The organism is Alteriqipengyuania sp., assembly GCF_964222115.1.
In the GTDB taxonomy this organism is placed as follows: domain Bacteria; phylum Pseudomonadota; class Alphaproteobacteria; order Sphingomonadales; family Sphingomonadaceae; genus Alteriqipengyuania.
The window spans coordinates 44,043-63,384 of the sequence record NZ_CAXQBM010000071.1 but is presented as its reverse complement, the minus strand read 5'-3'; the positions used below and the strand labels follow the sequence as shown (position 1 = coordinate 63,384).

Sequence of the window (19,342 nt, the reverse complement as noted above, 5' to 3'; positions counted from 1 at the left end):
TCAACGCGAAACGTCGAACTATCGACAGGGCGGCTGCCTGATCGGTCGGGACGATACGCTCCGGCCCTCGCCAATTCGCGCATCAGCCCCTAAGGGCAGGCGCCATGGACGTTACCGATCTGCGCGTCGCCCTTGTCAGCGGCAACTACAACATGGTCCGCGACGGGCCGACGCAAGCGCTCAACCGGCTGGTCGGCTATGTGCTGGAAAAAGGCGGTGCAGTTCGCATTTTTGCGCCCACGGTCGACAATCCGCAGGTCGATGCAGTGGGTGATCTGGTCTCGATCCCTTCCATCGCCATTCCCGGCCGTTCGGAATACCGCGTGCCGCTGGGCCTGGTCGGCGAGGCGAAGGAGAAATTCGAGGAATTCCAGCCCAATCTGATCCATGTGGCCAGCCCCGATCGGGCATCGCGCCAAGCAGTCGACTGGGCGCGCAAGCATAACGTCCCCGTGCTCGGCTCGGTCCACACCCGGTTCGAGACCTACCCGCGCTATTACAAGCTCGGCTTCCTGGAGCCTGCGGTCGAGGCATGGCTGCGCGCCATGTATCGCAAATGCAGCGCGCTGGTCGCCCCGTCCGAAGGCATGATCGACGTGCTCAAGGCGCAGCGGATGAACGACGACATCGGCACATGGACGCGCGGGATCGACCGCAGCGTGTTCCACCCCGGTGCCCGCGACATGGCATGGCGGCGCGAACAGGGCATCGGCGACGAAGAGGTCGTGATCTCCTTCCTCGGGCGGCTGGTGATGGAAAAGGGGCTCGATATCTTTGCCGACACGATCATCGAACTGCGCAAGCGGCAGGTGCCGCATCGCGTGATGGTGATCGGTGACGGGCCGGCCCGCGGATGGTTCGAGAAAGCGCTGCCCGGCGGCATTTTCGTAGGGCTGCAGGCGGGCAAGGATCTGGGCCGTGCGGTTGCCAGCGCGGACGTGTTCTTCAACCCTTCCATCACCGAAACCTTCGGCAACGTGACGCTGGAGCACATGGCCTGCGCGATCCCCGTGGTTGCGGCGAACGCGACCGGCAGTTCCAGCCTGGTCGCCGATGGCGAAACGGGCGTGCTGGTGACACCGGGCGATGTGCAGGGATTTGCGGATGCGCTGGCGCCCTATTGCACCGATGTGGATTTGCGCGCGCGCCACGGCGCGGCAGGGCTGGAACGCAGCCAGCCCTACACGTGGGAAGCGATCAACGCCTCGATGGTCGATACCTACCTGCGGCTCGCCAACGCCCCGAAGGAGAATGGCGGGCCGCAGGCAGGATAATTCGCGCTAGCGCAGCACGCCCTTCGCTTTCATGCTGATCGCGTAGATCAGCAGGAACGTCGCGATGCTCCACAGCACGTAAGGGAACCATGCGGGCTGGATTTCCGCCAGTTCGGGCGGCAGCGTGGTCTGCGTTTCGTAATAGGTCGTCACCGCGATCCCCAGCAGGGAGAGGCCGAACGCCCAGACTGCAAGACCACTACGGGCAAGCAGCAGGATCGACCCGATGAATGCGCCGATGGTGCCAAGCGCCCAGCCGCCATGCGCCCACATGGGGAATGACTCGAGATAGGCGATCCCCGCCTCGGGATACTGCATAGCCTCGAACCACCAATCGGCCCGCAGGCTAGTGAATGTGTAATCGGCAGCTCCGATTGCATTCCACAAGAGCGAAAGCACCCCGACAACCCACAGGTGCCAGGGTGTTTGCTGATTGAGATAGCCATCCATTTTTATATCCCCCAAACCTCACGACCCGGGCGCGAGAATACACCTGCGCACCCGGATCGCAAATGAGGGGGCTCAGAGCCGCTCTATGCGCCGTGCAAGCTCGTCGATCAGATCGACCGCCTTGTCCTTGCGCTCGCCGGTCATATCGCCGTTGGCGGCGCGATTGGCGATCACCGTCGCCAGGTTGCCGAGGGCGCGCAACAGGTCCGACTTGCGCATTGGCTTGACCCGCTCGGCCTGCCGGCCGAGGCGCTGCATCAGCCGCTCGACCTCGTCGGCATTGTCCTCCAGCTCCTGCGATCCCTCGGCGGTGGCCCGAAATGCCTTGCGGCTCTCGTTGCTCTCGACCGGTTCGATCAGGCCTTCGTCCTCCAGCAGCGCGAGCGTGGGATAGATCACGCCGGGGCTCGGCGCATATTCGCCGCCGGTCAGATCCTCGATCTCCTTGATCAGTTCGTAGCCGTGGCGCGGGGTTTCGGCGATCAGCGAGAGCAGCACCAGCCGTAGCTCGCCGGGGCCGAACATGCGCTTGCGGCGCCGGTGATGATGGTGCCGGTGGCGGTGCCCGCCTGCGTCATGCACGCCGCCCATCTTCCATTTCGCCCGGCCCTTCCCCCGGCCGCCACCGAACGGGCCGTTCTCCCCGAAAGGCCCGTTGTCACCGAAAGGACCGTCCGGCCCAAAGGGGCCGTTGCGACCGAAGGGGCCATCCGGTCCGAAAACGCCATCGCGCCCGAAAATCGCTTCGGCAGAGAACCCGTCGTACTGCCGCTGGCCGCGCGGAGTATCGCCTTCGTCGATCCCGTCCTCGATTTCTGCCTCGAAGGCCTCACCTTCCATACGCTCGGATTCGCGCCCTTCTGTCGGCTCGTCGTTCTCGGGTTGTTGCTTGTCGTCCACCTTAAATCTCCTGCATTACGATAGGTCTAAGATATATCTTAGATAGGTCGTTACAAGAGTTCGGAGCGGCTTCCCGATGAAGTGCTTATGCGGTCCGACGAGCGCACGACCAGCCTGCTAGCTCGATCCGATGGAGAATTACTCGCCAGAAGCTTCGCGCTCGCGATACCATTGCGCCAGCACCTCGAACGCCTGCTTGCGCTCGCCCGTCTCGCTCACCAGCCCCTTGCGGTTCCAGCCGTCCTGGATCACCGGGCGCTGGCGCCGGGGGGAGCGAAAGTCCTTGAGGATCCACGGGCTGATCCCCGCGAAATTGGGGATTTGCGCCAGCATCGCCAGCGTCTGGCGGTAGTATTCTGCTTGGTATTCCTCGGAAAACTTGGTCGGCAGATCGGGCTCGTGCCGCCCAGCCGTTGCCCCCGCCCCGACCTCGGAGAACAGCAGCGGCTTGTCCTGCGGCACGTCCCATTCGATGGCCGGGAGGTCCGCCAGCCGGTCGGGCCCATACCAACCATTATAGGCGTTGATCGCCATCACATCGAGCGCGCCTGCCAGTGGGTCGTCCATCACCATCACCGGATGATCGCCCTCGCGGTCCTGCCCGGTCAGCAGGGCGGCGGTGACGAGGCGATGCGGATCGAGCTCGCGCACATCGGCCACCAGCTTGCGCATGAAGGTGTTGCGCGCATCCGACAGCGGAGTCTCGTTGCCGACGCTCCACAAAGCGATGGAGGCACGGTTGCGATCGCGCAGGATATTCTCTGCCAGCATGCGCCGCGCCTTATCCAGCGCGACGGGATCGTCGAACGCGATCCGCCAATAGACCGGGATTTCGCTCCACACGATCAGGCCCATCTCGTCCGCTGCACGCAGCATTGCCTCGCCGTGCGGATAATGCGCCAGCCGAACGAAATTGGCGTCCAGCCCGTCCTTCGCGAGCGACAGCAATTCTCGCGCAGCCTCGGGCGTGATCCGCCGCGCCGGGTCTGCGCCCAGCTCTTCCTCGTGCACGCTAATCCCGCGCAGGAAGACGGGCTCTCCGTTCAGCAGGATGCGCGGCCCGTCGGTGGCGATGGTGCGAAAACCGATCCGGTCGAACCAGACGTCCTCGCCTGCCTCGATCACGACATTGTAGAGCTTCGGATTACCGGGCGACCACAGCGACAGCTCCGCTGGTTTGGGAATGACGATCCGTGCCCTGCCCTGCGCATCGGTGGTCGCGAACCGTTCCGCATCGATTTCCCCGATCAGCAGCCGCACTGTGCGGCCTGCCGCCTCGGGGCCGTCGAGCGCGATATCGGCCACGATACTCCCGTCATCGGCCAGTCGCACCCACGCATCGTCGACGAAGGTTTCGGGCACGCCGATCAGATGGACCGAGCGGGTGATGCCGCCATAGGTTTCCCAATCGGTGACCGGCGGCGGGATGGAGAGCCCGTCGCGCTGTGAATCCACGCCCACGACCAGCCGGTTGCCCTCTGGCCGCAGCTTGCCCGTCACCTCGAAGGCGAAGGGGGTGAAACCGCCTTCGTGCGCGCCCAGCAACTTGCCGTTGAGCCAGACTTCGGCGTGATAGTTCACCGCGCCGAAGCGCAGGAATTGCCGCTCCCCCGGTGCAGGCTCCGCATCGAACCGCTTCTGGTACCAGACCAGCCCTTCATAGTGGCGCATCTCGAGCGCGTGGCCCGTCCAGCTCTCCGGCAATCGCGCCTTGGGCGAGCCGTCCATGTCGTATTCGTACAGCGCAATTGGATCGCCAGCTGTGCGCGCGGTGACATCGGTATCGTCGTAGCGGCGATGCCCCTCCCCCGCCGGACCGCCGTGGAAACCGGCCGCACCATCGCGATAAGGATCGATCGAGTAGGTCCACTCACCGTCGAGCGATTGCCCATCGCGCAGGTCCGCCGCCGCGAGCACCGGCCCGTCCGGCATCACCTGCGCCATCGCAGGCCCGGCCAGTGCGACCATGATGGCCGCGATCCAGCGCACGAAAATCCGCATCGACATCCTCAATCCCCTTTTGTGGCAGTCTGGCAGTCGCCCCGGCACAGTCAATCGCCACGACCTGCGCTATGGGTGGGAAATGCGCAGGACCTGTCCTATCTCGGCGCGATGGCAGACCTGTTCGGCGACGATCCCCTCCCCACCAGCACGCCCGACGCACCGCGCGAAGATGCGCCGCTGGCCGACCGGCTGCGCCCGCGCACTCTCGACGAGGTTGTCGGGCAGCAGCACCTGACCGGGGCCGAGGGTTCGATCGGGCGGATGGTCGCTGCGGGCAGGCTTTCCAGCATGATCCTGTGGGGCCCGCCCGGTACGGGTAAGACGACTATTGCGCGCCTGCTCGCAGACAGCGTGGGCATGCGATACGCGGCAGTCAGCGCGGTGTTCAGCGGGGTCGCCGACCTCAAGAAGGTCTTCGCCGAGGCAGACAGGGCCGCGAAGGCAGGGCAGAAGACGCTGCTCTTCGTGGACGAGATCCACCGTTTCAACCGCGCGCAGCAGGACGGCTTCCTGCCCTTCGTCGAACGCGGCACGGTGACGCTGGTCGGCGCGACGACCGAGAACCCCAGCTTTGCCCTAAACGCCGCTCTCTTGAGCCGCGCCCAGGTGCTGATCCTCGAACGGCTGGGGCACGAAGCGCTGGGCGAACTGCTCACGCGTGCCGAAGAGCTCGAACGCGCCCTTCCCCTGACCGACGACGCGCGCGCCGCGCTGATCGCTTCGGCAGACGGAGATGGTCGCTTCCTGCTCAACCAGGCGGAAACACTGTATAATGCGGGGCTGGCCGAGCCGCTCGACCCGGCGGAGCTCAGCAGCTTCCTGCAACGCCGCGTGGCGGTGTACGACAAGGATCGCGACGGGCACTACAACCTGATCTCCGCGCTGCACAAATCGGTCCGTGGAAGCGACCCGGATGCCGCGCTCTATTACCTCGCCCGGATGCTGACTGCGGGCGAGGAGCCACGCTATCTCGCGCGGCGGCTGGTGCGCATGGCGGTGGAGGATATCGGCATGGCCGATCCTGCCGCGCTGACCCAGTGCATTGCTGCACGTGATGCCTACGAATTTCTCGGCAGCCCCGAGGGCGAACTCGCGCTGGCACAGGCGTGCCTCTATCTCGCGACCGCACCCAAATCGAACGCCGCCTATGCCGCGCACAAGGCCGCCACCAGGGCTGCGAAGGAAACCGGCAGCCTTTCACCGCCCAAGAACATCCTCAATGCGCCGACCAAGCTGATGAAAGATATCGGCTATGGCGAGGGCTATTCCTACGATCACGCGAAGGAAGACGCGTTTTCGGGCGACAATTACTGGCCTGAAGAGATGGAACCGCAGAGCTTCTACGAGCCGACAGGGCGCGGGTTCGAGAAGCGCGTGGCGGAGCGGCTGGAATACTGGAACGCGCGGCGCAAAGGACGGCCATGAGCCGTTTCTCCCATTTCCTCGCGATCGACTGGTCGGGCGCGAAGGGTGCACGGCAAAAAGGCATTGCGCTTGCTCTGGCCGACGCTGCGGGAGGCCCGCCGGTGCTGGTCGAGTGCGGAAAGGCTTGGTCGCGCACCGAAGTGCTGGCCATCCTGCGCGAAGACCTGCCGCGCGATACGCTGGTCGGCATGGATCTCGGCATTGCATTGCCCTTCGTCGATTGCGGCTCGTTCTTCCCCGGCTGGGGTGGCTCTCCCCCCGATGCGCGCGCGCTGTGGGCGCTGGTCGACAATCTGTGCACAAACGATCCGCACCTCGAAGCAGGGGGACTGCTTCGACACCCCGAGCTGGCGCGCTATTTCCGGCATGGGCGAAGCACGGAAGGCGACCGCTTCCATGCGCCCGATGCCGCCAGCAGAGAGGGCCGCTTCCGCATCGCCGAGCAGGCCCAGCGCACAATGGGGTGCCGTCCGGTCTCCAACTTCAACCTCGTCGGGGCGGCGCAGGTCGGCAAATCGAGCCTCACCGGCATGCGCCTGCTCCACCGGCTGGAAGGCGCGCTGCCCGTGTGGCCGGTCGACCCGCTGCCGGGCGCCGGATCGGTGCTGGTCGAAATCTACACCGCGCTCGCGTCGCTGGAGGCGCTGCCCGCCCATCGCGGGCGCAAGATCAGGGATTATGCACTGCTCAACGAAGCGCTCGCCGCACTCGGATCGCCGCCCGTTGCAGGCACCGGCCCGCTGGACGACCACAGCTCCGACGCGCTGCTCACCGCCGCATGGCTGCGCCACGTGGGAGAGAACGCCGCCCTGTGGAGTCCGAGCGGGCTGACGCGGGACATTGCACGCACCGAAGGCTGGACCTTCGGGGCGCGCTGAGCGATCAGGCCGGTATCGCGGGCAGATCGCCGCCCAGCCGTTCGAGCGTTTCGAGATTACGCTGCTCGGTCTGGCCGGGGATCAGGAAGGCATCGACCAGCCACCACACGCCCAGCACGATCCAGCCGAGGAAGAACGGAATCCACCCCAGCAGCAGCAGGGTCAACTGGATTGCGCCGCTGCCGACATGGCCGAGATAGAAGCGGTGTGCACCGAAGGAGCCCAGGAATAACCAGAGGATATACGCCGCAGCGACCGACTTCTTCTGTGCATCATATTGCAGTTGCGTGCGGAGATTCTGGTCCATTTCCCGTTCCTTATTTTACCTGCCCTGCTTACCACGAAACTGCGATTTCGACAAAGACAACCGGGGCGGGTTGCATCCGTCTATCAATGGCAGGAATGCACGTTCGGGGCTTGCCGCGCGGAAGATTTTGCCGCAAGGCGCGCGGCGGCTGGCAGGCCGGTTTAGCTCAGCTGGTAGAGCAGCGGTTTTGTAAACCGAAGGTCGGGGGTTCGAGTCCCTCAACCGGCACCACTTTTTCTCTCACGACAACTCGCTGCGCTCATGTCTCCGGGGGCGGTTCAGCGAATGATCGACTGGATTTGTCAGCTTCACCCGCGCCCGCGATAATTCTGGACGCCCTGTTCGGGCACCCACAGCCCATCGGGCACGGGGCCGCTCTGCCAGAACACATCGATCGGGATGCCGCCGCGCGGGTACCAGTAGCCACCGATGCGGAGCCATTGCGGCTTCATCTCGTCGCACAGGCGCTGTCCGATGCCGACCGTCACATCCTCATGGAAACCGCAATGATTACGGAAGCTTGCGAGGAACAGCTTCAGGCTCTTCGATTCCACGATCGTGTCACCGGGCGCATAGTCGATCACCAGGTGCGCAAAGTCCGGCTGGCCGGTGACGGGGCACAGGGAAGTAAACTCAGGCGCCGAGAAACGCACCATGTACAAAGTGCCCGTGCGCGGGTTGGCCACGTAATCGAGCTCTGCCTCTTCGGGCGAGGCCGGAAGCGGACTGGACTGGCCCAGGAAGCGCGGGCCGGACGTTTCAGTGGGTGTGTCGCTCATGCCGCGTCTGTGCCTTCATCGCACGCGGGGCACAAGCGAGCCTTTGCGCATTTGCGATTCACGCACTATTCAGCGGCAGTCTGTCCGAACACCGGACTGGATCGTACACCCCCACCCATAATCGCCGTTAGACACACCAATGCGAACGCCCCCCTTGCCTCAAGTGGCCGCCTGTATGCTGCTCTTGCTCGGCACAACAGCATTGTCCGCACAGCCCGTCACAACCTTCCAGTTGCCTCCCGACCCGGAAGAAGCGTCACGTCCGCAGGCGCAGGGTCCGACCGACACCGAAGGTGAAAACCGCGCTGCGCCCCGCGTCATCGGCGCACCCGCGCCGACACCGGCTCCGGCCGAACGCACCGCACCTACGCAGGCGAACCCGCGCAGTACGCCCGCCCCTGCGCCATCGACAGATGCGGCCTCGCCGCGCACGAGCGGCCCTTCGCTGCCCGCGAGCGACCGTTCGGTGTCGACCCGCGAAGTCCTGACCGAACAGCAACGGCCGGCGGTGCGACCTTCCGTTCCCCAGCCGGTTCGCGACACCGGCACCCAGTCGGAACAGGTGGATGAAACCTCTGCAAGCGGCGCAGGAGAAACTCTCTCGGCAGCTGCTTCCACAACAGAGCGGCAACCAAACCTCGAAGCGACGCAACCGCCGGGATCATCATCTCTTGCGTCGGACACGGATGGCCTGCCGTGGACATGGATCGCGGCTCTGGCCGCTGCGATCCTCGCACTGCTCGCCTTGGCATTCGCCATGCTCCGGCGCCGGAGCACAGGCTCCGGGCAGCGCACCACTGACGTCGCCGACCTGTCTGGTGCGCCACTGCGCGAGGTCAAAGATCACAGCTACCTGACGCAGCCCGACGCAGGCTCGCTCGAAATCGAAGCTTATGCCGTCACGCTCAGCCGCAGTGTGATGAATGCGACGATTTCATACCGCCTCACCATGCTCAACCAGGGACGCGAACCGATCTCGCTGATCCAGGTCAATGGCGATGTGACGACGGCGCATGGCCGAATTCCCGCCGCGCAGCAGATCGCCGATGTCGATCACAGCTTCCCCGAACTGCACACGCTCTCCCGCCTCGAACCCGGTCAGCGATCGACCATGCGCGGCGAGTTGCGCCTGCCTCTGCGTGAGGTGCGTGCACTGCGGCAGGGCAATGTGCCCGTCTTCGTGCCCCTGCTTCGCCTGACCGTGCGCGCGGCCAATCTGGCGCCGCGGGCCTACACCTACGTGATCGGCTCCAAGAACCTGCAGAAGGGTGCGCGCCCCAACCCGTTCCGCCTCGACGAGCCGCCGCGAAGTTACGCCCAGCTGACCACGCGCGCGGTCGCCTGACAACTCGACAAGGCGGTGTGCGGGGGGCTATCCGCATCGGGCAATGGACATGCTCGTTTCGACAGAATGGCTTGGCGGAGAATTGGACGCGCCCGACCTCGCGGTGCTCGATGCCTCGCTCCATCTCCCGATGGCAAAGCGTGATCCGCGCGCCGAGTTCGAGGAGGCGCATATTCCGGGCGCACGCTTCCTCGATCTGGCCGGCCTGCATGATCCGCACTCTGCGCTTCCGGGCAAGGTCCCCGACGGCGAACGGATCGCGCAATGGCTGGGCGAACGTGGGATCGGGCCGCAAACCCGCATCGTCCTTTACGACGATTCGATGTTGCGCAGCGCTGCGCGCGCATGGGTGCTGTTGGACCTTGCGGGCCTCGCCAATATCGCGGTGCTCGATGGCGGATTCGAGAAGTGGAAAGCGGAGGATCGCGCGGTTGAGAGCGGCATGCCCAGCATGACCCCCGTCATGCGTCCACCCACCACTGTCCGCATCACCGATATTCGCGACAAGGCGGCGATGCTGGCCAATCTCGACATCAATGCCGAGCAGGTTGTCGATGCGCGCGATGCTGCACGCTTTACCGGCGCGCAGGAAGACACTGTTCACGGTCTGCCCGGCGGCCACATCCCGGGTTCGCGGCACCTGTTTTTCCGCGATTTACTGCGCGAGGACGGCACGTTTCGCGAGGCGGAGGATCTGCGCGCCCTTTTCACCGATGCAGGGCTCGACCGGGATCGACCGGTCATCGCAACATGCGGTAGCGGGCTGTCCGCCTCGGTACTGCTGTTTGCGATGCGGCTGATCGGTGCACAGCGCACCGCGCTGTATGATGGAAGCTGGGCTGAATGGGGTGCCGACCCGCACACGCCCAAGGAAACTGGCCAGAATACAGGAGAGTCACGCTGAGCAAGTCCGACAAGCATTCCGGCGAGAACCTAGGCCCCCAGACCCGCGCAGCTCTTGCCGGGCGACGCCGGGAATGGACCGGCCGCGTGGTCAATCCGCCGATCTGGCGCGGCAGTACGCATCTCTACGACACCGAGGGCGAGCGTCAGGAATGCCTCAAGCATAATGAGGACGGGCGGTTCCACTACGGGCGACGCGGAGGGCCCACTCAATGGGCACTGGCCGAAGCGCTGACCGAGATGGAACCCGGTGCGCACGGGACCATGCTTTACCCCAGCGGTACCGCCGCGCTCGCAGGCGCGCTGATGAGCGCTCTGGAACCGGGCGATGCGCTGCTGGTGCAGGACAATGTCTACGAACCGACGCGCGCGATCGCCTCGAACCTGCTGAAGCGTTGGGGTGTCGAAGCGCGCTATTTCGATCCCGACGATGTCGAGAGCTACTCCGCCGCCTTCGATGACCGCGTAAAGGCGGTGATGCTGGAAGTGCCCGGAAGCCTCACCATGGAAGTGTGCGACGTGCCGCGCCTTGCGGCCATCGCCCGCGAACAGGGCGCGACCGTGCTTGTCGACAATACGTGGGCCACCGGGCTTGGGTTCGCGGCGCTGGAGCATGGGTGCGACATCACCATCACCAGCCTTACCAAGCATGCAAGCGGCCATTCGGACGTGCTGATGGGCGCTGCGAGCGCAGGCAAGGCGCACTACGCAAGGTTGCGCCACACCGCACAGCTGCTCGGCCAGCATGTCTCGCCCGACGATGCCGCACTGGTCTCGCGCGGGCTTCGTACAATGCCGCTGCGGTTGACACGTACCGCACAGACCGGCTTGCAGGTGGCCCAGTGGCTCCGTGACCGGCCGGAGGTGGCTCACGTGCTCCATCCTATGCTCGAGGGCTCGCCCGGCCACGAATACTGGGCACGCGATTTCACCGGCGGCTGCGGCTTGTTCAGCTTCGTGTTCGCAGGCCACACCGATGCCCAGCGGTCCGCCTTCGTCGATGCCCTGCAATTATTCGGTATCGGCTATAGCTGGGGCGGGTTCGAGAGCCTTGCCCTGCCCTTCGATCCGCCGCGCATCAGGTCGGCCAGCGCATGGCCAAGGCAGGGCTGGCGCGAGGAAGACCGGCTGGGCGTCCGCCTCGCCATTGGGCTGGAAGATGCGGAAGACCTGATCGCCGACCTTGACCGCGCCTTCGCGGCGATCAAGCATACGTGATGGCTAGTTCTTCCATCGGCCCCAATTCGGCGACCCAAGCGGTGCTCGACCCGCAGGGGCAAGACGGCAGCACGACCGAAGGCGACGAGGGTGTCCTGCAGGCGGGCGACACCGTTGTGCTGCAGCCTGCACCGGGCGATGGCGAAGAGCTGGCCACGACCGCCACCGCGCCAGCCGAACCGGCAACCGATTCCGTCAAGGCCGCCGACGAGCTGAAAGACGCGGTCGGCGAACAGAGCCAGACCGTCGGATCCGTGATCGAAAGGCTGGACGCCATGGCGATCCAGGTCGGCTCGATGGACATTTCCGTGTGGGACGGGATCGTGTTCCTTGCGGTCGTGTTCGGCGTGTTCGCATTCGCGTTCTTCGGCAGCAAGCTGGCCCATCTGGGGCTGGCGCGCGTCACCCGGCTCGACCAGACGCGCCGCCTGCTGGCGGAGAAGATCATCACCATCGTCGTATGGGGCATGGCCTTCTTCATCGGGATCGACCTGCTGGGGATCGACCTGACTGCGCTGGCGGTGTTTTCCGGCGCGTTCGGCCTTGCCATCGGCTTTGGCCTGCAAAAGACCTTCGGAAACCTGATCGCCGGGATCATCCTGCTGATGGACAAGTCGATCAAGCCGGGCGACGTGATCGCGGTGGCCGACCAGGCTGGCAACGAGACTTTCGGGCAAATCCAGAAGATCGGTATCCGCGCGGTGTCCATCACCACGCGCGACCAGAAGGAATACCTGATTCCGAACGAGAACCTGATGATCAATCAGGTCGAAAACTGGTCGTACTCATCGCGCAACGTGCGCATGCAGGTGCCGGTTGGAGTGTCGTATCATTCGGATATCGACCGGGCGGAGGAGCTGATGCTGGAAGCCGCGATGTCGTGCGACCGGGTGCTCAAATCGCCCCCGCCGACCGTCTGGCTGGACGGGTATGGCGACAGTTCGGTCAACTTCATCATCCACGTGTGGATTACCGACCCGGAAGCGGGGATCGGCAATGTGAAGAGCGAGGTGCTCAAGAGGCTGTGGCACCTCTTCCGCGACAACGACGTGGAAATCCCCTTCCCGCAGCGCGACATCAACCTGCGCAGCAATGAAGGGCTCGACCAGCTGATCGCCGCGCTCGAACAGAAGCGGGCGACGAAAAGCCGGACGCCAAAGGGCTCTGAAGACTAGAGCATTCCGGCTTCGCGATACCATTGCGCCGTTTCGCGCAGGCCTTCGCGCGTCAGGATTTGCGGGCGCCAGATTTCGGACGGCACGGCGCGTTCCGGCGCGACCGTCCAGTCCTTATGCGCAAGGTACCCGGCACGGTCTTTCGTGAGCCGCGCATTGCGTCCCCGCGCTTTTTCGTCTGCCGCCGCTGCCGCTTTCAGCGCCAGCCCCGGCAGCGGAACCACGCGGACGTTGCGGCCGACTGCCGTGCCGATGCTGCGCGCGAGATCGGCGTGCGACCAGCCGCCAGCGCGTGCATCGTCGGGTTCGAAGATTTCGTGCGTGATCCCTTCGCCGCCCTCACGCAGGGCCAGCAGCAGCCGCGCGAGGTCGCGCACATGGATCAGCGAACTGCGACCTCCCATCGGCACCGGCAACACGCCCTTTCTCGCCGCACGAAACATCTCAAGATAATCCGTATCGCGCGGTCCGTAGACGCCGGGCGGGCGCACGATCGTCCAGTCCAGACCGCTCGCGGCGACAATTGTCTCGGCGCGACGCTTAGACAGCCCGTAGGCCGAAAGATCGGGTTCGCGCGCGGCCAGCGAGGAGACGAAGACCATTCGCTTCGCCCCCGCGCGCACCGCCGCTTCCACAACGTTGAGCGTGCCGGTGACGTTGACGATCTCGAAATGGTCGGTGTTCACCGCGCGGGTGAGCCCGGCAATGTGGATTACGCATTCCGCGTCGGCGACCAGATGCGCGAGGGCGAAGGGCTCGTTCAGGCTGCCTTCGACCCAGCGGAAGCCGCGCTTGTCCTTGGGCACGTTGCGCGCCAGCACGCGAACGCGCTCGCCCGAGCCCTCCAGCAGGTCCAGCACCGCCTGCCCGACAAATCCGGTCCCGCCGGTCAGCGCGAGGGTCATGAGCGCGAAATCCCGCTGCGAATGGTCAGATCGGCGACCATGTGCCGTCGCCTTCCTCTTCGCTATCTGAGGGATCGCTCTCTTCGGGTGCCCCTCCGCCGCTCTCGCTCTCGAGCGTGGTCACCTCCGGCAAGTAGCCGAGCACCGCATCGAGCAGCGCCTCAACCCCCGCCCCGGTCGCGCCGGAGACGGGATAGACTGCGTCCGCTCCGGCCGCCTTCAGCTCTTCACCGAAAGCATCGGCCAGTTCGCCATCGGCAAGGTCCAGCTTGTTGAGCGCGACAATGCGCGGCTTGTCTTCCAGCCCCGCCCCGTAAGCCTCAAGCTCCGACTCTACCGTGCGCATCGCATCGGCAGGATCGTCACCCGCGATATCGATCAGGTGGATCAGCACGCGGCAACGTTCGATATGGCCCAGGAAGCGATCGCCGATCCCGGCGCCTTCTGCAGCGCCTTCGATAAGGCCCGGAATGTCTGCCAGCACGAAGTCGCGGCCCTTGTGCCGCACGACGCCCAGCTTGGGCACCAGCGTGGTGAAGGCATAATCGCCCACCTTGGCGCGCGCATTGGAAACCTGGTTGATGAATGTCGATTTGCCCGCGTTGGGCAGGCCGACAAGGCCTACGTCGGCGAGCAGCTTCAACCGCAGCCAGACCCACATTTCCTCGCCCGGCTCGCCCGGCTGGTGCTGGCGCGGGGCGCGGTTGGTGCTCGACTTGTAGCTGGCATTGCCGCGGCCACCCATGCCGCCTTCGAGCAAGGTGATCCGCTGGCCCACCTTTGTGAAATCCGCGAGGATTTCTTCCTTGTCTTCCGACAGGACCTGCGTGCCCACCGGCACCTTCACGATCAAGTCGTCGGCGCCCTTGCCCGTACGATCGCGGCCCATACCGTGTCCGCCGCGCGCGGCCTTGAAATGCTGCGCGTAGCGAAAATCGATCAACGTATTGAGCCCGGCCACGGCCTCGAACACGATATCGCCTCCGCGCCCGCCATTGCCGCCATCGGGCCCGCCATATTCGATATACTTCTCGCGCCGAAAGCTGACGGCCCCGGGGCCGCCCGCACCGGACTTCAGGAATATCTTGGCTTGATCGAGAAAATGCATTGCGCGGCAGGTAAGCTGAATTTGAGGGGAATGCTAGGCATTCGCCTTCGCGCATCGAACCGGAAGTTCCCTCACCTGGTGGAGCCGAGCGGGATCGAACCGCTGACCTCGTCATTGCGAACGACGCGCTCTCCCAACTGAGCTACGGCCCCGTTCAGGTGTGGGCTGCGTAGATAGACGCGATGCGTCTCTGCGCAAGAGCGCGCCCAAATAGCGGGTGCGCCAGACAACGCAAGGCCTTTCGGCCCGCGACGTGTTTCCTACGGCGAAGGATCGGACGCGGGCGGGCCCTGCACCTCTGCCTGCGTCGTGTTTGCTGCCGTTTCGGGCAGCACGATCACCGGCGCATCCTCGCTCGGCTCGCCATTGTCGGGGCCCACCGCGGTGCTGGGGATCACGTCGATGGTTTCCGATTCCTGCGGCACGGCCACCGGGTCCGGCTGCGTCCCCAGATCGAGCGTGACGGTCTGCGTGCCGGCTCCGGAACTTACCGGAGCATTCAGCAGGACAACGCCATCGTCTTCGCTGGAGGTCGTCTCAGCGCCTGCCACCTGCGTGGCCGGCCCATAGCTGGGGTAGAGCCCGGCAGGCTTGCCATACAGACGATCCCAGGTCGCCAGGTTGGTCTGATAGCGTTCGAACGCACGGAAGAAATCTTCGAACACACCTTCGAACCGCATTAGTGCGCGTGCCGAAAAGCTTTCCAGGTCGGCGGGCGCGACGAGCACCGATTCATTGCTCAGCTCCAGCGCAGCATCGCAGAACGATGCCTTGGCGGGCGGCAAGGTAAAGTAGTTGTAGACCTTGGTCATGTACGAATCCATTTCCGCACGGCCCGTCTTGCGGTCGCCGTAACGTTCGCGGAATTCGGCCTCGACCTTGTCGTTCGCCTTATCGAGCTGCTTGTCGAAATTGGTCAGGAACAGCTTGTAATTGTCCAGAATCCCCGCGTGCTCGGCTGACAGGCAGTTGAGCGCCGCGACGTTCAGCGCGGAACGCACGTTCCATGTGGTCTGCGCAGGCGTGATGTAGGCGTTGATCGTCTGCCGCACGCCATCGGGGGCGATTTGCGGCACGACCATGAACGCGCTGGCACCCAGCGGCGGGATCGGGCGTGCGGGGATCGGCGGCGGGGGCGGCGGCGGAGGCGGAGGGGGCGGTGGAGGCGCGACCGGCGTTGCGCAAGCGGCCAGCAGGCCCAGTGCGCCCGACAGAACGGTAATGCGTAGCGGCGACTTCAAGTCGGCGGACATAATCGAAAGGCTCCCATCGCAGGCATCTCGTGTGTATCGGGGGAAACGCACGGTGCCATCAATCCCGTGGGACGACACTAACGCATGAAATGTGAATAGAAAATGCCCGAGGCGATGGATTTCGCCCCGGGCATCTCATTTTGCGACCGTTTGATCGGCAGTGTTAATCGCGTGCAACACCCATGAAGCGCAGCAGGAAGAGGAACATGTTGATGAAGTCGAGATAGAGGCTCAGCGCCCCCAGAATGATCGACTTGCTTTCCCAGCTGGTACCACGCAGGCGCTGGTAGTCGTTCTTGAGCCGCTGCGTGTCGTAGGCGGTGAGGCCAGCGAAGATCAGCACGCCGAGGATGCTTACTGCCAGTTCGAGCGCTGCGGACTGCAGGAAGATATTGATGACCATCGCGATCAGGATGCCGATGACACCCATGATCAGGAAGCTGCCCCAACCGCTGAGATCCTTCTTGGTCGTGTAGCCGAACAGGCTCAGCCCCGCGAAGGCGCCGGCGGTCGCAAAGAACGTCGCTGCGATCGAACCGCCCGTATAGACGAGGAAAATCGTCGAGAGCGAAAGCCCCATCAGCGTCGCAAAACCCCAGAACATTATCTGCAGGGTCAGCGCGCTGAACTTCTGCGCCCCGAAGCTCATCGCGAAGACGATGGCCAGCGGCGACAGGGCCACGATCCACATCAGCGGGCCTGACGCGAAGGTATAGGCAAGGCCCGATTGCGCGGTCAGCAGTGCGACAATGCCCGTCAGCAGCACGCCCGAGGTCATGTAGTTGTAAATCGAGAGCATGTACTTGCGCAGACCCGCATCGAAGGTCGTGCGCGAGGCGACATCACCCCCGGCGCGCGGCACCGAGCCGTAGTTCTGCCGCGTGCGGTCGTCCCAATCAGCCATTTCAAAGCCACTCCGTTTGCCGGCAGCGAAACTGTGCCGGTTCACAGGCGAATATCGCGACAAATCCGCAGAAATTCAAGGGCCGCCGGTCGATTTTGCCTTAACGTGTGTTCAGGTTCAACGGCGCATTTCTGCGGTTCTTCCCGTCAGGCTTCGCCCGCCGCGTCGATCATCGCCGCCTCCAGCGCGTCGGCCGGGCTCTTGTTGCCCCACAGCACGAACTGGAATGCCGGGTAGAACCGGTCGCATTCCTCCACCGCATTCTCGATCAGGGCCTGCGCCTGCGACAGGCTGAGCATCCCGTCATCCGCCAGCAGCGCACCGTGGCGATAGACGAGCACACGGCCCTGGCTCCAGATGTCGAAATGGCCGAGCCAGACCTGCTCGTTGACGAGGCTGAGCAGCTCGTAGGCGGGCATCAGCTGTTCCTTTGCCACCCGGATATCGGGCAGGCAGATCAACTGCAGCACGCCATCTTCGGGTTTCAGAACGGCGCGCACCTGGTACTTGACCCAGGCGCCCTGTATTTCGCCGCCCAGCTCCTCGTCCGCATAGGTGTCGAGCGCCCAGCCGCGCGCGTCGAACAACGCGGCCAGTACGTCCATCGGGGCGCCGTACTCGCTGCCGATATTGTCGTTCAATGCGGTTTCCATCTGCGATCCCTGATCCCGTGCGTCTGTTCGAACGCCTTGTGGGGGATCATGGGTGGTACAGGCAAATCCGCACGCGCACCCAGTGGTGCATAAGCGTTAAGGCTGTTCACGCCTTGTGGGAAAAGCATTTTTCCGGGGATCGCGCGCCTTTGGGGGCTAGCGCAAGTCGTCGATCTCCTGCCCCTCCGGGCTGGTCCACACGAATGTGTCGATTCCTTCGCTGGCAAGCGCGTTCAGCGCCGCACGCGCATCGGCCTGGCTGTCGAACGGGCCTGCAAGCAGGCGATTCGTCTGGTTGAGCGGTGTGACGAACGGCCCCTTGCCCTTCAGCACGTCGAACTTGCGATACTTGATCCGCCAGTCACTGCGCAGCAGGCTGCGGTTCTGGCCAATGCCGAGCTGCAGCCAGATACGCTTGGGCGACGGTGGCTTGGCGGGTGCAGCTTCCTCCACTTCGCGCTTGGGCTTGATGGTGCTGATATCGACCGCTCCGCCAGCCGCCGCAACCGTGGTGGGTTCGGCAAAATCGGCGAATGCGCTGGCGAGGTCGAGATTGCCAAGCCTACTTGCGGGTTCGGCCTCGGGCTGAGTGGTGGCGACCGCTACCTGCACAGGCTCCGGTTCGGGCTTCTGGAAAGCAGTTGGCGCAGGAGCCGACATGGTCGGCACCTTGCGCGGCTCCGTCTTGGCGAGATCGAACGAAATCGGCGCGGCCTGCCGTGATTCGGGTTGCCCCATGGCAAGCGCAGGCGGACCTGCTTCGGCCGCAGCGACGGAGGCCGCCAGCTGGACCGGCTCTTCGCTGGCAGGCGGGCCGACCGGCGTTTCATCGATCCGGGTTCCTACCGCGATCCGCACTTCCCCCGGTTTCAGGGCAGGTGCGGGCGCCGGCTTCGAGTCGCGCTGCTGCGAGCGCCGTGAGGGGCGATTTCGCGTGGGATTTGCTGGTGATTCGGCCACGGCGACACGGGTACCAAGCGCCTCACCCTGGGGTTCGAGCGCAGCGTCGGAGGTTCCCGGCGCCGACAGGGAACCTGCCGCGCTCGCAATCCGCGGATCGTCGCGCCCGATGCGCGAGGCCGACGGATAAATGCCGAGATTGGCGGCGGCTGCCTGCTGCGATTTCGTGAGCCGCGGCATGAAGCGCAGGTAGGGCTCCATCCGCCCCGCCATGTCGCGTGGCATCACCGCACGCGCAATCTCGATCGCTTCGTCCGCATCGCCCAGCACCGCCAGCCCGAAAGCACGGGTGCGATAGGCCGCGAAGTCCTGCGCATCGAGCTGGGGTTTGAGAGTCTGCTCGAAAGACTGTCGATCCCCCGCGATGGCATAGCTGAGCGCCAGCCGCTGGCGCACGCTGTTGTCGTCCTTCAATGACAATGCACGCCGATAGGCCGTCTGCGCAGCGCCGTTCTGACCCACCAGATCATAGGCGAGCCCGCGATCCGCCCACAGTGTGCCCGTGGCGATCCCGGCGGACTCCGCTTCTTCGAAGAATTTCAGCGCCTCGACCGGGCGCCCTCCGCGCACATAGGCCGCACCCATGCCTTCCGCGATCCGCGCATTTTCCGGCGACAGCTCTTTCGCTCGCCCGAAAAAGCCGATCGCCGCATCGACATCGTCGAGCTGGAGCGAGGCCAGGCCGGCGGAGATCAGTGCATCGACATCGCGCCGATCGCGCGCCAGCCGCATCAGCGCCTCGTTGAGATCGTCGGATGCGGCGGGCGGCAGCGGCTGGACAACCGCGCGCGAGACCATGTCTCCCGATTGCGCCAGAACCGGCACAGCAGGGCCTGCAAACAGAAGACACAGCGCCGGAGAGGCGACACACAAAGACTTGAAGCGACCCGTCATAATGCGG

The 19,342-nt window shown here is 64.7% G+C and carries 18 protein-coding genes and 2 tRNA genes; 8 read left to right on the top strand and 12 right to left on the bottom strand.

Annotated elements, in window-relative coordinates:
* Positions 1 to 104: 104 nt before the first annotated feature.
* Positions 105 to 1,274 carry a glycosyltransferase family 4 protein gene (locus tag ACEQXE_RS11055; protein WP_370179313.1) on the top strand — a complete coding sequence of 390 codons (1,170 nt, stop codon included), beginning with the start codon at positions 105 to 107 and terminating at the stop codon, positions 1,272 to 1,274.
* Positions 1,275 to 1,280: 6 nt separating this feature from the next.
* Here the strand turns inward: ACEQXE_RS11055 and ACEQXE_RS11050 are convergent, their stop codons facing one another.
* The 3 genes from ACEQXE_RS11050 to ACEQXE_RS11040 all read right to left on the bottom strand — a co-directional run bounded on the left by ACEQXE_RS11050 (position 1,281) and on the right by ACEQXE_RS11040 (position 4,631).
* Entirely contained in the window at positions 1,281 to 1,724 is a 444-nt protein-coding gene (locus ACEQXE_RS11050; protein ID WP_370179311.1) for a hypothetical protein, read from the bottom strand.
* Between the two features lie 72 nt (positions 1,725 to 1,796).
* Positions 1,797 to 2,624 (bottom strand): helix-turn-helix transcriptional regulator, encoded by an 828-nt coding sequence (locus ACEQXE_RS11045; protein ID WP_370179309.1) that lies wholly within the window; start codon positions 2,622 to 2,624, stop codon positions 1,797 to 1,799.
* 138 nt (positions 2,625 to 2,762) lie between these two features.
* Complete coding sequence (locus tag ACEQXE_RS11040) at positions 2,763 to 4,631, bottom strand: glycoside hydrolase family 2 protein (protein ID WP_370179307.1); 1,869 nt, start codon at positions 4,629 to 4,631, stop codon at positions 2,763 to 2,765.
* A gap of 105 nt (positions 4,632 to 4,736) precedes the next feature.
* Between ACEQXE_RS11040 and ACEQXE_RS11035 the strand changes: the two genes are divergently transcribed.
* Together ACEQXE_RS11035 and ACEQXE_RS11030 are read left to right on the top strand one after the other, a co-directional pair.
* Positions 4,737 to 6,053, top strand: a complete 1,317-nt coding sequence (locus ACEQXE_RS11035) for a replication-associated recombination protein A (protein WP_370179339.1) — start codon at positions 4,737 to 4,739, stop codon at positions 6,051 to 6,053.
* A complete protein-coding gene (locus ACEQXE_RS11030) occupies positions 6,050 to 6,931 on the top strand; it encodes a hypothetical protein (protein ID WP_370179305.1) in 882 nt (293 codons plus the stop codon). Before ACEQXE_RS11035 ends, ACEQXE_RS11030 begins: the two co-directional genes overlap by 4 nt.
* A 4-nt stretch (positions 6,932 to 6,935) precedes the next feature.
* Here ACEQXE_RS11030 and ACEQXE_RS11025 read toward each other — a convergent pair whose 3' ends face one another.
* Entirely contained in the window at positions 6,936 to 7,238 is a 303-nt protein-coding gene (locus ACEQXE_RS11025; RefSeq protein WP_370179304.1) for a TM2 domain-containing protein, read from the bottom strand.
* Between the two features lie 155 nt (positions 7,239 to 7,393).
* On the opposite strand from ACEQXE_RS11025, the gene ACEQXE_RS11020 reads away from it, so the two are divergent.
* Positions 7,394 to 7,469: transfer RNA gene (locus tag ACEQXE_RS11020), tRNA-Thr, on the top strand.
* Between the two features lie 77 nt (positions 7,470 to 7,546).
* Here the strand turns inward: ACEQXE_RS11020 and queF are convergent.
* On the bottom strand, positions 7,547 to 8,017 hold the full coding sequence (gene queF / locus ACEQXE_RS11015; RefSeq protein WP_370179302.1) for a preQ(1) synthase: 471 nt from the start codon (positions 8,015 to 8,017) through the stop codon (positions 7,547 to 7,549).
* 175 nt (positions 8,018 to 8,192) lie between these two features.
* Here queF and ACEQXE_RS11010 point away from each other — a divergent pair, with 175 nt between their 5' ends.
* From ACEQXE_RS11010 to ACEQXE_RS10995, 4 genes are read left to right on the top strand one after another with little or no spacing between them, the layout of a single operon-like run.
* A complete protein-coding gene (locus ACEQXE_RS11010) occupies positions 8,193 to 9,362 on the top strand; it encodes a hypothetical protein (RefSeq protein ID WP_370179300.1) in 1,170 nt (389 codons plus the stop codon).
* A 49-nt stretch (positions 9,363 to 9,411) separates the two neighbouring features.
* Positions 9,412 to 10,266, top strand: a complete 855-nt coding sequence (locus ACEQXE_RS11005) for a sulfurtransferase (protein ID WP_370179298.1) — start codon at positions 9,412 to 9,414, stop codon at positions 10,264 to 10,266.
* Positions 10,206 to 11,483 carry a cystathionine beta-lyase gene (gene metC, locus ACEQXE_RS11000; protein WP_370179296.1) on the top strand — a complete coding sequence of 426 codons (1,278 nt, stop codon included), beginning with the start codon at positions 10,206 to 10,208 and terminating at the stop codon, positions 11,481 to 11,483. The genes ACEQXE_RS11005 and metC overlap by 61 nt, the downstream gene beginning before the upstream one ends.
* Positions 11,483 to 12,658, top strand: a complete 1,176-nt coding sequence (locus ACEQXE_RS10995) for a mechanosensitive ion channel family protein (protein WP_370179294.1) — start codon at positions 11,483 to 11,485, stop codon at positions 12,656 to 12,658. Before metC ends, ACEQXE_RS10995 begins: the two co-directional genes overlap by 1 nt.
* Here ACEQXE_RS10995 and ACEQXE_RS10990 read toward each other — a convergent pair.
* The 7 genes from ACEQXE_RS10990 to ACEQXE_RS10960 all read right to left on the bottom strand — a co-directional run bounded on the left by ACEQXE_RS10990 (position 12,655) and on the right by ACEQXE_RS10960 (position 19,335).
* Entirely contained in the window at positions 12,655 to 13,563 is a 909-nt protein-coding gene (locus ACEQXE_RS10990; RefSeq protein WP_370179293.1) for an NAD-dependent epimerase/dehydratase family protein, read from the bottom strand. The genes ACEQXE_RS10995 and ACEQXE_RS10990 overlap by 4 nt on opposite strands.
* 25 nt (positions 13,564 to 13,588) lie before the next feature.
* Complete coding sequence (gene obgE, locus ACEQXE_RS10985) at positions 13,589 to 14,671, bottom strand: GTPase ObgE (RefSeq protein WP_370179291.1); 1,083 nt, start codon at positions 14,669 to 14,671, stop codon at positions 13,589 to 13,591.
* 76 nt (positions 14,672 to 14,747) lie between these two features.
* Positions 14,748 to 14,823, bottom strand: a tRNA-Ala gene (locus tag ACEQXE_RS10980).
* Between the two features lie 108 nt (positions 14,824 to 14,931).
* Positions 14,932 to 15,924, bottom strand: coding sequence for a hypothetical protein (locus ACEQXE_RS10975; RefSeq protein WP_370179290.1), 993 nt, complete (start codon positions 15,922 to 15,924; stop codon positions 14,932 to 14,934).
* Positions 15,925 to 16,087: 163 nt separating this feature from the next.
* Positions 16,088 to 16,828: a Bax inhibitor-1/YccA family protein gene (locus ACEQXE_RS10970; protein WP_370179287.1), complete on the bottom strand. Its 741-nt coding sequence runs from the start codon at positions 16,826 to 16,828 to the stop codon at positions 16,088 to 16,090.
* A 146-nt stretch (positions 16,829 to 16,974) separates the two neighbouring features.
* Positions 16,975 to 17,481 (bottom strand): YbjN domain-containing protein, encoded by a 507-nt coding sequence (locus ACEQXE_RS10965; protein WP_370179285.1) that lies wholly within the window; start codon positions 17,479 to 17,481, stop codon positions 16,975 to 16,977.
* 156 nt (positions 17,482 to 17,637) lie between these two features.
* Positions 17,638 to 19,335, bottom strand: coding sequence for an SPOR domain-containing protein (locus ACEQXE_RS10960; protein ID WP_370179284.1), 1,698 nt, complete (start codon positions 19,333 to 19,335; stop codon positions 17,638 to 17,640).
* Positions 19,336 to 19,342 lie beyond the last annotated feature (7 nt).